Below are 14,851 nucleotides of genomic sequence, written 5' to 3'. Positions count from 1 at the left end.
TTTTTAACCGAAATAGCTTGTTTCCACTCAATTCAGCCTGTATATAACATAAATTATTTCGATATGACCCAAGCTTACCACAAAAAAATTAAATTTCAAGCGCTTTCATACGAAAAGTAATCGTTTTCTTATGAATCTAATATAACATATGTTATGTTCATTTGAAAAGATGCCATCGACAAAAAATAAATATAGGAACGATTTATTGACGCCGCCGCCCTCATCGCTGATAATAAGAAATAAACATAAACATGTTTACTAAATCTTCATGATAGAATGGAAGGTCGAAGTTATGGTTACCCAAAAAGACATCGCCGATCATGTCGGCGTCTCGCGCACAGCCGTCTCCCTCGTGCTGAACAATGCGCCAAATAGTACGGTTTCCGAGAAGACGAGACAGCTTATTTTGAAAGCCGCCAGGGAATTGGGCTATCGAGATTCGGACGTCCTCCCCAAAATATGCTATGTGTTCTATGACCGGAATCCGAACGATCCCCGCTTCTCCCATCATCTGAAGGTGGCGGAAGAAGCAGCGGCCCGCTCCGGTTATTCCTTGGTGTTCATGAGCATCAGACCGAATCCACAGGATCACCAACGGCTTAGAGAATTGGCCAAAAGCTCAGATACGGCCGGCATTCTCGTCTCAGGCATTTTGGACGACACGATGATCGGCATTCTTGAGGAGTCGAAAGTTCCCCACCTCTATTACGGGTGTACCGATCGAACCGATATTCCTGTCGTCATGGGCGATTACAAGAAGGTAGCTTACGACGCGGTCAATTATTTAATTGAGCTTGGCCACCGGAGAATCGCCTTTTTCTCAGGTAGCCTCAGTTTGCTGATCATCAAGCGGGAGTTAGCCGGTTACACACAAGCGCTGCAAGAAGCCGGCATCGAACTGGATAAATCGTTGATCCAGACGGGGAAGGAAGAAGATGGACTTGAGTTATGTAACCGGATGCATGAATTGAATATCGAATATACGGCCGCTTATTGCGCCAACACCGTCATCCAGTTCGGGGTGCTGCAAGGCTTGAAGCGCCTTGGCATTGACGTACCCGGCGAAATCAGCCTGATCGGCCACGAATACTCGGAGTTCGTCAAACTGAGCGTGCCCCAATTGACGACCTTTCTCATGAACAACTCGCAAAAAGAGCTTCCCATGACACGGTTGATCGAGATGATCCAGCGTAACCAAAGTCATCCAAACAACCAAACGGCACCGTTGTACGAATTGATAACGGAATACGATTTGTTTCCCGGAGGTACGACTGCTATTTGTCCTTCGTAGAGCAGATGAGAATCGTGGAGGTGGGCTCACTTCCATACTTGCGTTTCATATCCTCGAAGTGTTCTCCACTGAGCATATACAGGATTTCTTCAATGCTAGAAAAAGCTCTTGAATCGCCACAAGGACGGGTTCAAGAGCTTTATAAGTCCGCTCTATATTTTGTTTGACTTCGTGAAGCTTTCCGAAGGTACTTTATTTCGGAAAGTTATTGTACACAGACTCCCCAGCTACAATCGTCTCTCTGACTGCAATCACACCGCTCTGCTGATCATAGTCGAACAACGTTAAATCTGCCGGGCTATTAATTCGCACCCGCCCTGCCTTGTCATCCTGCATCACCGCAGCAACTCTGAATGTCACAGCTTCAACTGCTTCAACTAAACTCATATCCGTATAGCGAATCGCATTCTCGATCCCCTTGTCGAGCGATGCGGCCGATCCTGCCAAAATGTGCGGATTGTCCGCCGTATGCAAATGTCCATTCTCATGCAGCACAACTGTGCCGCCGATCAAGCTGCTATATTCGCCGGGGGGCATGCCCCCGAACTGTGTAGTATCGCTAACCAGTATACTTCTGTCCCGCTTGATTCTAAGCATTGCCTTTAGTACCGACGGGGTCAGATGATGACCGTCCGGAATAAACGTCGCCCACAGACGGTCATCCGCCAACTGATGCCAGATGTAATTCGGATGCCGCGGCAGCATCGGCTGCGAGCCGTTGCCCAGATGCGTGCATAACGCAGCTCCGGCCTTCACCGCATCGTCCAATTGCTGAGCAGTTGCCATCGTATGTCCGATCGCAACCACGACGCCCGACTTTGCCAAGCGTTCAATGAACGCTGTGGCGCCATCCCGCTCTGGAGCGAGCGTAACCATACAGATCCGTCCCTCGGCCGCATCCTGCAAGCGCACAAATTCATCCCAATCGGGGTTTCTTGTATACGCTCGCGGATGCGCTCCTCTGCTGCCGTCTTCACTGGATAAATAAGGTCCTTCCATATGAATGCCTTTTATGGATGAGCTAGCAAACGAATCCGCTCGGCAATACCCCGCAATGGCCGACATCGCTTGACGCATTCGCTCGAAGCTCCCGGTAATGACTGTAGGCAAGTACGTCGTGACTCCTTTGGCATGAAGTGCCTTCGTCACACCTTCAATGTCCTCCATCGTCGTGTGCTCTGCATTCAAATCATACCCGCCAAAACCATTCACCTGCAAGTCCGTCCACCCTGCCGAAATCCACGGCAGCTGGCTGCCCGTCTGCAGCAGTCGGGTTATTTTCGTAATGACGCCGTGCGCCGTCTCAATCTGTACCGCTTCTCCTGTCGTGACCAGCTTCCCCTGCCATTTCAATTCAATCGCCTCCGCCTGCAGCAGATTAGCACCACTCGTATACAAGCGAGGATGAGTGTTTATCCAAATATAAACTCCAATTGGCATGTGTCTTCATGACAGTAGCCGGAACGTTAACGTCAACGCGATTCTGCAACGTATCCCTAATCGCCTGAGCTTTCGCTTGACGGGGCACAACGGAGATAACATTGAGGCTTTTCAATATTTGCTGGACCGACATAGAAATCGCTTGTTTAGGCACATCTTCCACCGTGGCAAACCATCCTTCGCCAACCTGCTGCATTTTGCAAGTATCTGACAATTCCACAATTTTGAAAGGCCGCTCGTCGTCAAAATCTGCAGGCGGATCATTGAAGGCAATATGCGCATTCTCGCCAATTCCAATCAGCGCCACGTCAATCGGCGCCTTGCTAATTTCTTCATTCAGTTGGTCAAGTGCCTCATTCAGATTGCCTTCGCCATCGACCAGCCAATATTTCCGCACATCGACGTACTGCAAAAAGCGCTCCTTGAGATACTTGCGGAAACTAGCCGGATGCGTCTCTGGCAAGCCGACGTACTCATCCAAATGGAACATCTCTACTTTATCCCACGCGACATCCATCTTGACGAAATGTTTCAGAAATTCAAATTGCGAAGCACCCGTCGAAAGTACAATCCTGGCTTCCCCTTTAACCGCTATCGCCGCATTGATCAACCTTGCGCCCTCTCTCGCTGCCTCTAATCCTGATTGGTCTGCAGATTCCAAGATATGAATTTTCATACTAATTGCCCTCCTGATAAAATTCTTCAAGTGGAACCATTCTTTTCTCTACTCTGGAACGTTCGGCTGCAAAAGCCATCAGGTGACTCTGTACCGATGCCTTGGCTGATGTTTGACTCGATTTCACGCCTTGCCCCGACGCCATCGCGCGAACCGTTCGGACAAAGTCTTTCACGAGACGTCCATCGCCGCCACCATGACCGACATGTCCTTCAGATGCCTGAAGCTTGATCACTTCAACACGCTCTGCGCCAAAAGGGCGAATTTCAATTTCATCCGTTTCCATCGTCGCTCGAATTTCACCAGTCGTCCCCATCAGCTTGAGTGTGCGGTTACACTTCTCCGTAAATGCGCTCATCGTGAACGCCACTGTCACTTCATTATCGAAATCCATAGTGACGACTTGGTGATCGACCACGTCATTATCGCTTTGGAACACACAGCGGCCGAACGGTCCTTCTTTCATCGCCTTGTACCGAGCTTCAAAGCTCGGATCTGCGCTCGCGGCCTCTGCCTTCCAATCGCCCTTCTCGATCATATACGTATCTGGCGCATAATAGAGGCATGAGTCGGCGACCGGACAACCGTCAATACAGTATTTCGGTGCTCCCTCAGGCGCATTCTGTTTATTGAAATAAGACAAATGCCCATAGGACGAAACACTCACGCATTTGCCGCCGGCAAACCATTGAATAATATCCATGTCATGACACGATTTGGCAAGAATCATCGGACTGGACTTTTCCGCATTGTTGAAATAGCCGCGAACAAAACTATGCGCCTGATGCCAATAGCCAACGTTCTCATTATGCTGAATGGACATCAGCCGGCCAATTCGGCCTTCATCCAGCAATTGCTTGATGGTCTGAAAGAAAGGAGCATAACGCAGCACATGACAAATCGTTAAAATACGATTGTGCTGTTCTGCCGTCCTCTCAAGCTCAATACATTCTTGCCAGCTTGGTGACATCGGCTTCTCCAGCATCACATGATACCCGGCTTCCAGCGCCTTCATAGCCGGAACAAAATGATCTTGATCCCGCGTAGCAATGAACACCGCATCAGATTGCTTGCCCGCAGCGAACAAATCGTCCCAGGTTTTGAAACACTTTTCTTCCGGAATGTCGAATGCTTCTTTGGCGCGGTTGCGTTTGAAGTCATCAGGCTCCGCAACGGCTGTAATCTTCATTTCTCGCGGTTTCGAGGAAGCATATTCACCATATCTGATTCCCCGGAGGCCTGCGCCGATCAACGTAATTGTAATGGGTTGCATACGAGTTCCACCTTTCCTATCCTTATCATGAATACGTTCTATCCTCGCAAATCAGGCACTTTCAGTAATTTTCCTTCCGCAATCGAACGGTTGGCTATCGCGCCGATCAGACAAGAATCCGCCCCTTCAAGGCTATCTGCCTGTTGGCCGAGCGGGTCCTCAACACCGCCTATAAATATCGCTTTGCGCAGCTTCTCATCGCCGCCACCATGACCGCCAATTTGCGTGGAAACCTCAATCCGTTCTGAGGTGCCATCCAGCTTATAGTACTCTATGATGCTCGGATTCACGGCGCTCATATCCGCATTGCGGTAGGTATTGCCAACTTCCAGCCTTCCCTTGCTGCCGTTAATCGTCGCTTTCCAGCCTTCATACGGGCTATAGGCAACCAAGGAGTAATTAAGAAATACACCGCTCTCATATTCCAAATTGACACTCATCGTGTCATAAATATCGATACGTTCGTCGAATACGCACCGATCTCGCCAATAACCATCTTCATGCTCGGCGCCGACATAATAGTTGCCCATGAAGTCATCGGCAGTAATATCTTTATAAAATGCGCAGGTGGATTGATAATCACAGGTCATACAACGCTCGCCCTTAGGCCCCCCTTGGTCGCCATATACACGCCGCGCACCGAATGCCTGAAGCTGTTTCGGCCTGCAATCGACCMACCAGTTGATAATATCAAAGTGATGCGTGGACTTATGCACGAGCAACCCGCCGCTGTTCCTCATCTCCGCATGCCATCTTCGGAAGTAGTCGGCGCCATGATTGCGGTCAAGGAACCACTCCAACTGAACATGATAAACATCGCCAATCGTCCCTGACTGAATGAGTTCTTTGACTTTGGCGAAATAGGGAGCGAACCGTAAATTAAACGTTACCGTTACTTTCTTGCCACTTTTCAACTCCGCATCAACAATCGCCCGCGTCTTCTCTTCATCAATCGTCATCGGTTTTTCGGATACGACGTCACAACCTGCCTGGAGCGACTCAATAATATAGGTATGATGTGTATAGTCCGTACTCGCGACAATGACAACATCCGGCTTGGCCTCGCGAAGCATGTGATGAAAATCGGTATATACCGGCACATCGCCGCATTCTTTACTCAATAGCCTCGCTCGCGTCTGGTTCGTATCAAACACGCCTCTGAAATCCACGTAATCCTGCAATTCCGTCACCATTGGTTTGGCGAACATATGCAATGCTCTTCCGCCGGCGCCGACCAGCACATACTTTTTCTTCGTCATCGTTGTCCTCCCCTCCCCCTTTATTACACCTTCGTTCAATTGAAACATCCGAAATCGTTACCGTTCACAAAAGGAAAAAGAAATCGATTTCTTTTGAAATAGTAACATGGAAACCTTTTCAAGGCAATATTTTATTCCCTTTCCGCGTTATTTTTGCTTATAAATTCATATATTTCGGAAATTTACAGCAATCGATTACTTTTTAAGATTAAATTATAGCATGACTGAGCTATAATTTAACGCTGTTCGACTGAACCTCGCTCTAGCAGTGCTGGCTGGAGCGTAATATCATAGGCCGGTACGTCCGCTCCATTCATCTTATCGAGCAACAACTTGCAAGCAAGCTTGCCCATCTCATAATCCGGCTGCTTAATTGTTGTTAATTGCGGACTAATCATCTGGCCAAGGTCAATGCCGTCAAAACCGATGACCGACACCTCTTGCGGCACGTGAATATTTCGTTCCGTCAATTCGCGAATGACACCGAACGCCATCATATCGTTACAAGCAAATATCGCTGTAGGCGGTACGGGCGCATCCAGCAGCTTCCCTGTCAAAAGCTTTCCAGTATCAAATTCCGACAAGGCATTGTCGAAGAAATCCGCTTTCGATTCTTCTACAAGAGGTTCAAGTCCCTTCGATCTCATTGCTTCCATATAGCCGGACAGTATGCTCTTTCGGCTTGGTCGATCAACCTTCGAAGTCACATAGCCGATATGCGTATGTCCTTTGGATTGAAGATATTTCGTCGCCAGTTGGCCACCCTTCTGATAGTCGAACTCAATCTGGCTGATTTGTTCCTCTTCGATCTTCTGATCGATGGCGACCACATGTACGCCCGCTTTGATCATACTCTGAAGTTGAGACTTGTCGTTGGAAATCGAAGATATCACGACGCCTTTAATTTGTTTCTCCATAATCGTCCGAATGTACTCATCCTCCAGCAGCGGATCGTGGAGCGAATTACAAGCAATGACCGTAAAATTGTTTTGTCTGGCAACCTCTTCAATCCCGAACAAGACAGAGGAATAGAATGGGTTCATGATCGAAGGGATAATAACTCCGATTGTCGTCCCCTTGTTTCCCTTCAACTGTCGACCAAGCAGGTTGGGGACATAATTCATCTCCTCGGCAAGAGACATTATTCGCTCGCGCTTTGCCTTGCTGACTGGATAGCTGCTATTGCTGAGCACTCGCGACACTGTAGCCGAGGAAACATTGGCTGCTTTGGCTATATCATGTATCGTAGTTGGCTTGCTCATCTTACATGCCTCCCTTCTAATTCGCTCAAGCGATAACCCGATTATAGCAATCAGGATAGAAAGGAAGCAAGCGTTTTCTATATTGTTTCTATGACCCTTTAGACATCTAACAACCGCCAGCCAGCCTTAATCCACTCGCCGCTGCATCACTCGCTGCAAAACACCGAACAAGTAAGTGGATAGGCTCGAACGGCTTCGTGACGTAGTCATTCATACCGGCCTCCAACACCTGCTCCTTCACGCCTTTTATGGCGTCAGCTGTAATCGCAATGATCGGAGTGTCGCCTTGATCGGGGAGGCGCCTGATTTGACGGGTGGCTTCATAGCCGTCCATTTCTGGCATTTGTACATCCATTAGAATCGCATCGTACGTATTCAGTTGAGCCATGCGCACAGCTTCGAGGCCATTATTCGCAACATCTACGAGTATACCCTGCTGGCTTAATATATCTGTAGCCACGATTTGGTTGATTTCGTTGTCTTCCACCAATAAAATACGCGCATTGCGCAGAACCGCATATCGCTCCGCTGTATCCATTTCAGATACAACGCGATTGTCGGAACTTGGCTCGACCGGCAACGCTGGATAGGTTGCGTTATCAAATTGGCAGATGAGCGTAAAACAGCTCCCTTTCCCCAACTCGCTCTTCACTTGTATGGTGCCATGCATGAGTTCGGCAAGATTTTGACTAATCACAAGCCCAAGCCCCGTTCCCCCATAACGCCGTGTCATGGACATATCTGCCTGAGAGCCTTACATTGGGGATCGATGCAATACAGTGAAAGGAAGCACCAAAAAAAACCAGGGCCTCCTCCCAATGCCATTAAGTTAAGCTTAAAGAGAAGACAGGAAATTAAAACAGAATCTGAAACGGCATGGGATACTCCCTGTGCCGTTTGTTTTTGGTTGCGGGCAAGGAGAAATGTGTACAGCAAACAAGCGGATGGTCTATCCACTTAAAAAATGTTCATGTGAAATGAATTATGCTACTCTATAAATGAAGCTAACAGCGGATTTGTAACGAATTTTGCGTGTATTTTTCTGTCCTGGGCGGATGGGTCGAATCGGCAGAATGTTTTTACGAATCAGCGCTTCAACATCGGGCGGGGGCTCATTATCCCTCGAGCGCAGGAATTGTCTACAAACATAAACGGAGACTGTGAAGTTGACTTGGTAGTCGTATCGCTTATTCTTTTGGGAAATGATGACGTGCGAGGTCATCATTTCAGCAAAATTGTACATGATCATTCTTGCGAAAACTTCCTGGATGATGAACTCTCGCCTCTTTGCATGAAAATTCGTTAGACCGACGGTGTATTTCAAGACTCTGAATGAGGTATCAATGCCCCATCGCATGTGATAGAGGGATTTGATTTCAGCGGGTGGGAAATCCGCGGCAGAAAGATTCGTAATGATGGTTTCATAACCGCCACCTGGCAGGACAAAACGAACAACCCGAAAGGAAATCGTGTAAAACAGATTCTCCTTCAAATCCAAAAAATCAAAGGTAGACGTAGAAGGGACGAATTTGTATAGCTCGGGATGAACTTTAACCTCTTTCGTTTGTTTTTTTGTGAGTGTCAGATGAATGTCTAGGTCAAACTCTCCGCTAGAAGGCAAGCGCAAGCGCAAGCCCGAAAGAATACCATTCGATGCTAAATCTTTCACTCTGATAACGTAGTTCCACCCTTTGCGCTCAATATGCGCGAAATTGTTGTAACTTTCATAACCTCGATCGGAAATCACAATGATTTTACCCTTGAGCGGGGAGCGGTCAACCATAGCAGCTAGTGCCCTTCCTTCGTTACACAACCTTCGCGGCTGAACAATGGCATCCACGTAAAGATTGTTGCAGAGGTCATAGGCTGCGTTTAAATGCAGAAGGTTGTAGCCTTTCGTATCCGGACCGTTTTGAAAGTAGGTGTCCGTGTCCGTTGGATCGGTTGCGATATGCAAGTCTGAGCCGTCAATAGCAAGTAATCGATACCCTCGGTAATCCTTGATATCTGTCTGTGCTTGCGTAAATTTGTGAAACAAGGATTCCACGGCAGAGGGTAGGATTTTATGCCTCTGCTGGACAAAAGCTGAGGTAGTTGCGGTATTTACGTTATAGCCTTGCGATTCAAGGAGTTCCTTATATAAGCTGTTGCCTCCCATGGAGATCAAGAGTTGCATAACGGTTTCAAAGGGCAATTTTTTCTTTCGGGAAAAATCTTTTTCAGGGTTTTTTACATAAAGTTCGGGAGCGGCGGACATATCTCGGATGAGGGATGTCAGCGTGTTTTTTAAAGAATTCGCGTACTCATTCATGGGCGTAACCTCCTCGTTTTTTCGAGGGGCTTCGCCACATACTTTCACGGTCTTGTCAAGTTTTTTTTCGCGCAAAAAAAGATCGGGCTATCTTTCGATAAAATGGGAAGAAAATAGACGAGATGTTAAAGATTTATGGCTCGGAGCAGGACATAGTTATGTGTTTCACGGAGGTTTCGGCAAACCACTGTATTATACGTACCCTTCCGAATGGTGGCGTAGGTTTACTGAAAGGCAGAATCTAAAAAGGATTTCGCTCCACGGACTTAGACATACAACTGCAACCATTTTGCTTGAAAAACAGACTGATTGAAAACAATTCAGGAAAGGCTTCGCCATGCTAATTTCGCTACTACCGCAAATATTTACATCCATGTTACACGAAAAATCAGCCGCGAAGCTGCTAATAAATTTGATGGCCTTAACCCCGCACATATTATCGGAAAAAGTTTCGTCCCCAATTCGTCCCCAAGCATTTAAAATTCCGCCTAATTGAAGCTTAATCATGTAAGTGAAAATAAAGAAAAACCCTTGATTACCAAGGGTTTCCATGGGATGCGGTCGGAGGGATTTGAACCCTCACGCCTTGTGAGCGCCACCCCCTCAAGATGGTGTGTCTGCCGTTCCACCACGACCGCATGAGAGAAAAAAATGACCCGTAGGGGACTCGAACCCCTGTTACCTCCGTGAAAGGGAGGTGTCTTAACCACTTGACCAACGGGCCATAACATCGTCATTGAACAATTCAGCCCGTTATGGACGACAAGTGTTATTATAAAGGATTCCCGGCTCTTTGACAAGCCTATTTATTGGTAATAAAACCAGTCGAAGCTTACAAGTGAGGAGCCCGCATGCCCATGCTGCATAAACCATGAGAACTCCTCCTTTCAACTCACTATTTGATTTTAAAATAGGACACAGACTCGTTCAATGTATCCACGACGGACTTCAGTTGTTCCGACGCAGCAGCAATATTCTGCATCATGGCAAGCTGTTCCTCTGTGGCTGCTGCCACCGTCTGAGATCTCGTCAGAATGTGGGACGAGCTTGACGCTGACTGATCCATCGTCGCTGAAATTTCTTCCGAGCTAGCCGACATTTGCTCTGTTATGGCTGATGTTTCATGAATCTGCGTGACGATATGTGTCACAGATTGCATGATCGTTTCGAAGCTCTGGTTCACTTCCTGCATCATTTGTGAGCCAGCGCTCGCTTCCTGCTTCGTCGCATTCATCGACCGGGATACACTAGCAATCTCTACTCTTGTCTCGTGGATCAACTGATTGATGCCGTCAGCGGATTCGATGGATTGTGAGGCAAGTTTGCGGATTTCTTGTGCAACGACATTGAACCCTTTGCCATGCTCACCTGCTCTAGCCGCCTCAATGGACGCATTCAGCGACAAGAGATTCGTCTGGTTCGCGAAGCTCGTGATGCTCGATGCGATTTGCCCAATCTCATCCGATTTACGTGTCAGCGACTGTACCGTCATAGACAGCTGTTCAACCGAGCTCAGCATATTCACGATCTGATGTTGCAGCTTCGAGAGCAGCTCATTGCCGAGTGTTGCGTGCTGAGAGGTTAATGAGGAGTGATCCGCCATAACGCTTGAGTTCTCTGCTACGCGTTGAATCCCAATCGCCATTTCCTCAATAGCACGGCTCGTTTCTTCACTGCTTCTTGCTTGAACTTCGACTTCCTGCGTCATTTCTTGGATATTCGAAGCGACATGTTCAGCAGCGTGAGCAGACTCTTTGGAGCTGTCCGACAGCTCCACGGAAGCATCGTGCACGAATTGCGTATTGTGTGCGATCGTACCGATCAAGCCTCTCATTTTGGCAACCATATGATCTACCGATTCTGAAATCTGCCCCAGCTCATCCTTGGAATACGTCAATTGAGCCTCATGACGCAAATCTCCTGCAGCAACCCCGCCCGTAATGGTTATAATCCTACGAATCACTGACATGATCTTCCTGATCACGAATCCGCCAGCTCCAAACAAAATGAAGATGATAACTGCCACACCGATGTAAACACCTTTCGCTGTTGCGTTATTCTCCTGCTTAATATCGACAATACTCTGCTTAGCATGCACGTCTAGTATTTCACCAATAGCATTCAGCCCTTCGCGTCCCTTCTCAAAAGTGGTCATTAGCTTCGCTTCATTCAAAACGCCTTTGCCAACACTCCCCGCTTGAATGACGGCATTCGCTTCTTTGACCCACTGGTCGAAGGATGTTTGGAAGCTCGATGCACTTTGCTCTATGGTCACTTTCGTCTCCGCATGTGCCGTTTGCAGTAATTCCTTTGATTTTGAAATAGTAACGGCCTGTCCAACCCTTGTATTCGTTTGTTCAATATTGTCTTTCAGCAGCTTCAACTGGTTCGTTTTCTCCTCGGCAGTTAAGGTGCCCGACACTAACAACTGATAAGCGTTCATGGCTTGATACATATCCCTGTCCGCATTCAATATAAGTGACACACTCTTCTCCGTCGTCTCATACAAGGAAGAGGTCAGCGTATCCGTATTGGACTTGTTTACCTGTAGAAGATATACGCTTGAACCTAAATACAATAGAGAAGGAATTAATAGCAATAAGATAAGACGCAAACGTATCGAGAAAAATGTAGTCACCGGTAGTTCCCCCATCGTGAAGCTTTTTTTATTCACTATAGAGGACAAACGTTTAACATTTATTAGAAAATTGTTAGAATTGGTTGAGATTCGGATGAGCAAAAATAAGCCCAACGGCATAAATGCCATTGGACTTATTTCGTGACGGAGAGAGAGGGATTCGAACCCTCGCACCGCTTACGCAGTCTAACCCCTTAGCAGAGGGTCCCCTTATAGCCACTTGKGTATCTCTCCATATATGGCTCCCCGAACAGGACTCGAACCTGTGACAACTCGATTAACAGTCGAGTGCTCTACCAACTGAGCTATCAGGGAATGAACAAGTTTTATTTTATTATGAAGGCGCTGTTAAGTCAAGTGTATACGATTTCAATTTTCCCCTGCAATTTCCACAGGCAAATTTACGCACATCCATTTTACGTTTCCGATAATACTCCGTCTTGCAATTCACGCACTCTATCCTATATTTATAGGGTTGTTTCGCCCGGGGCCGCGGTAAGGATTGGCAATATCGGGTACCTCCGACTTGGGCTAGCAAGGTTTTGAAATCCTGATCCCGATGCTGATAACCTCGCTTCAAAATATGTAAATGATAATGGCAGAGCTCGTGCTTGATAATCTTCTCGATTTCATCCCGCCCATAGGTCTCCCACTGGCTCCAACTGATTTCAATATCATGTGATTTCATAAAATAACGTCCACCCGTCGATCGCAATCTTCGGTTAAAACGCGCCTGGTGAACGAAGGGTCTACCAAACGATTCCATAGAAATCTGCTCAATCCATTGCTGCAGCTCTTGATCTTCCATCTACGAACACTCCAATGACAAGTTCTTACTTGAATTTGTACCGTATGTACGGCTATACTGTCAAGTAGAAAAGAAGAACGAACGCTCTATACAGAAAGGATTTGAACCACCCATGCCACAAATGCGCTATGCGATATTGAAGCTTGACCAACAACTAGAATTCGTCGAAATGCCTTCCTCCTATTCCTATCAATTAACAGCTTTGAACCAACGTTTGCACAAAGAATTAGAGAAATTAACCGCAGACCATGTACCACAGCTTCCACGCGTCATTGCGGAGTGTGACGACTTGGAATTGATCGGTACGACGTATATACTCATCCAAGGCTTGGATTACATCAATGGTTTGGAGAAAACGTTCGCTGGTATCCAAGAGAAATCGTACCCGCTGATCTCGTTGTTGACTGAAATTCGTGCGCTGCAAGCTCAGCTTGAGCAGTGGTACGAAGAGGAATTTGAGCTCTAAAATAAAGGGACCTGCACCCAATACCTTCAATCTTCATATGCTATAAGTACATGGCGAAGAAGGGGATGGGCATATGCCGCAATGGCTTTGTAATCAATTAATGCGTGCCTTCCAGAACAAAAACCGCAGACAAATTCGATTATTGAACGATAGCTGGTACTTTTACCGCACTCGCCGCTCACAAGAGGAGTGGCCTGACAGCCAATCGACGGACGGACCGAGTAAACGTAAATTTTGATAAAAAAGCTAGTACTTGTGCCACAAGTGCTGGCTTTTTTGCCATTGGGTACATAGAACCCAGATAGAAAGAATAATCACGCGATAAAAAGTACGAACATGATGAGATGCAGAATAGGAAAAAATAGTTGCATATTTGAAATGTGCCCTCTATACTGTAAATAAATGTAACAAAAAGTAAATGCGCATAAAGTGAAAACAGTACGAAAACAAAGAAAATGCGAAAACAAAAAAACAAATACAAATATAAATACCTGAGTGAAGCACACTCGAGCTTGCAGATTATCTGCCGTTCGTTTGTGCTTTTTTTGCGTATTTATTTTGAAAAGGGGGCTTATTTACATGCAGACAAATAGCAGTCAGTGGCTGCGCAGAATGCGCGAGAAGCATCGTAGGTTGTTTTGGAAAAGGGAATTGGAGGATCGGTTTCAGGTGTTGCAGAAAGGGGAAACCGTGGGACGTGTGCAGGAGAATGGGAATGGAATAGATCAAGTGAAGGAGATTGGAGAAAGAGCAGGGCGAGTGCAAAAAAACGTGAAGAGAAAAAACCAAGTGAAACAGACTGGAAAACAAGTAGATATAATGCAACAGACTGGAGAACAAGCAAGTAAAGTGCAAAAAAACGGACATCGAAATAACAACGTTATCCCTTTGGAACAAAGAAGGATCGTCTCTAGCAGTAAACCACATCCCCCCACCATCGCTGAGCTTGAGGCGGATGTGTGGGAACTTCGAAAGAAGTTTATCCTCCAGATCGCCAATCGGCGTAACGGCAAAGTGCGGCTTCAAGAAGTCGCTGCCGAGTGCAATGTGAACATTCGTATCGCTGCTGAGTGGCTCATCCGTCTTTCCATGGAAGGAATGCTTTCCCTAGTCGCTGGTCAGCGGTATACGATGACTTACTCGGTGAAGGAGGTGGGAGCTGGGCAGAAGTAGGGGATGCAAACAACAAATTCGACATCTAGCAAATACCTGTATAACCTACAGTTAATTTTATCGAATCCGACCTATTTCGGAGACTAGCTGGAAAACCTCCATCTATTTCGAGTCAAATGGGCGAATTTGATGAAATATGTGGAAATTAGCTACATGAAATCCAGTTAAATCCCTAAATGTGGAGGTGAGCAGGGAATTTAGATGGAGGAAATCCAGTTAAATGGCTAACACAAGTAAAAAAGCAGTTGGGAGTG

14 protein-coding genes and 4 tRNA genes are annotated in these 14,851 nt (G+C 46.8%); 5 read left to right on the top strand and 13 right to left on the bottom strand.

Features of this window, described 5'->3' with window-relative positions; translation table 11 throughout:
* Positions 1-268 precede the first annotated feature (268 nt).
* Positions 269-1,291, top strand: coding sequence for a LacI family DNA-binding transcriptional regulator (locus AB4114_RS10320; protein ID WP_441988373.1), 1,023 nt, complete (start codon positions 269-271; stop codon positions 1,289-1,291).
* A 192-nt stretch (positions 1,292-1,483) separates the two neighbouring features.
* Here AB4114_RS10320 and AB4114_RS10315 read toward each other — a convergent pair whose 3' ends face one another.
* The 7 genes from AB4114_RS10315 to AB4114_RS10285 all read right to left on the bottom strand — a co-directional run bounded on the left by AB4114_RS10315 (position 1,484) and on the right by AB4114_RS10285 (position 9,512).
* The gene (locus tag AB4114_RS10315) at positions 1,484-2,644 is read right to left on the bottom strand and encodes an N-acetylglucosamine-6-phosphate deacetylase (protein WP_441988372.1); all 1,161 of its coding nucleotides are present in this window, start codon (positions 2,642-2,644) and stop codon (positions 1,484-1,486) included.
* Between the two features lie 25 nt (positions 2,645-2,669).
* Positions 2,670-3,407 carry a glucosamine-6-phosphate deaminase gene (locus AB4114_RS10310; protein ID WP_441988371.1) on the bottom strand — a complete coding sequence of 246 codons (738 nt, stop codon included), beginning with the start codon at positions 3,405-3,407 and terminating at the stop codon, positions 2,670-2,672.
* A gap of 1 nt (position 3,408) precedes the next feature.
* Positions 3,409-4,680: a Gfo/Idh/MocA family protein gene (locus tag AB4114_RS10305; protein WP_441988370.1), complete on the bottom strand. Its 1,272-nt coding sequence runs from the start codon at positions 4,678-4,680 to the stop codon at positions 3,409-3,411.
* Positions 4,681-4,718: 38 nt separating this feature from the next.
* Entirely contained in the window at positions 4,719-5,939 is a 1,221-nt protein-coding gene (locus AB4114_RS10300) for a Gfo/Idh/MocA family protein (protein ID WP_441988369.1), read from the bottom strand.
* Between the two features lie 236 nt (positions 5,940-6,175).
* Positions 6,176-7,201, bottom strand: a complete 1,026-nt coding sequence (locus AB4114_RS10295) for a LacI family DNA-binding transcriptional regulator (protein ID WP_441988368.1) — start codon at positions 7,199-7,201, stop codon at positions 6,176-6,178.
* A gap of 106 nt (positions 7,202-7,307) precedes the next feature.
* Positions 7,308-7,934, bottom strand: a complete 627-nt coding sequence (locus tag AB4114_RS10290; protein WP_441988367.1) for a response regulator — start codon at positions 7,932-7,934, stop codon at positions 7,308-7,310.
* A gap of 249 nt (positions 7,935-8,183) precedes the next feature.
* The gene (locus tag AB4114_RS10285) at positions 8,184-9,512 is read right to left on the bottom strand and encodes an IS4 family transposase (RefSeq protein WP_441988366.1); all 1,329 of its coding nucleotides are present in this window, start codon (positions 9,510-9,512) and stop codon (positions 8,184-8,186) included.
* Between AB4114_RS10285 and AB4114_RS10280 the strand changes: the two genes are divergently transcribed.
* Positions 9,466-9,825: a tyrosine-type recombinase/integrase gene (locus AB4114_RS10280; protein WP_441988365.1), complete on the top strand. Its 360-nt coding sequence runs from the start codon at positions 9,466-9,468 to the stop codon at positions 9,823-9,825. The genes AB4114_RS10285 and AB4114_RS10280 overlap by 47 nt on opposite strands.
* Before the next feature lie 243 nt (positions 9,826-10,068).
* Here the strand turns inward: AB4114_RS10280 and AB4114_RS10275 are convergent.
* From AB4114_RS10275 to AB4114_RS10250, 6 genes are all read right to left on the bottom strand, one after another.
* Positions 10,069-10,150: transfer RNA gene (locus AB4114_RS10275), tRNA-Leu, on the bottom strand.
* Between the two features lie 14 nt (positions 10,151-10,164).
* Positions 10,165-10,236 (bottom strand) — tRNA-Glu (locus AB4114_RS10270).
* Between the two features lie 171 nt (positions 10,237-10,407).
* Positions 10,408-12,150, bottom strand: a complete 1,743-nt coding sequence (locus AB4114_RS10265) for a methyl-accepting chemotaxis protein (protein ID WP_441988364.1) — start codon at positions 12,148-12,150, stop codon at positions 10,408-10,410.
* Positions 12,151-12,295: 145 nt separating this feature from the next.
* Positions 12,296-12,384, bottom strand: a tRNA-Ser gene (locus AB4114_RS10260).
* Between the two features lie 5 nt (positions 12,385-12,389).
* Positions 12,390-12,465, bottom strand: a tRNA-Asn gene (locus AB4114_RS10255).
* A gap of 19 nt (positions 12,466-12,484) precedes the next feature.
* Positions 12,485-12,958 (bottom strand): SprT family protein, encoded by a 474-nt coding sequence (locus tag AB4114_RS10250; protein ID WP_441988363.1) that lies wholly within the window; start codon positions 12,956-12,958, stop codon positions 12,485-12,487.
* Positions 12,959-13,070: 112 nt separating this feature from the next.
* Between AB4114_RS10250 and AB4114_RS10245 the strand changes: the two genes are divergently transcribed.
* The 3 genes from AB4114_RS10245 (at position 13,071) to AB4114_RS10235 (ending at position 14,597) form a co-directional block, all read left to right on the top strand.
* Positions 13,071-13,424 (top strand): hydrolase/acyltransferase, encoded by a 354-nt coding sequence (locus AB4114_RS10245; RefSeq protein WP_441988362.1) that lies wholly within the window; start codon positions 13,071-13,073, stop codon positions 13,422-13,424.
* 73 nt (positions 13,425-13,497) lie between these two features.
* Entirely contained in the window at positions 13,498-13,662 is a 165-nt protein-coding gene (gene cmpA / locus AB4114_RS10240; RefSeq protein WP_141692697.1) for a cortex morphogenetic protein CmpA, read from the top strand.
* A gap of 341 nt (positions 13,663-14,003) precedes the next feature.
* On the top strand, positions 14,004-14,597 hold the full coding sequence (locus AB4114_RS10235; protein ID WP_441988361.1) for a hypothetical protein: 594 nt from the start codon (positions 14,004-14,006) through the stop codon (positions 14,595-14,597).
* Positions 14,598-14,851 lie beyond the last annotated feature (254 nt).

The sequence above is a fragment of the Paenibacillus sp. 2RAB27 genome, assembly GCF_052115445.1.
Taxonomy (GTDB): domain Bacteria; phylum Bacillota; class Bacilli; order Paenibacillales; family NBRC-103111; genus Paenibacillus_E.
This window is presented reverse-complemented; position numbering and strand designations above follow the sequence as displayed.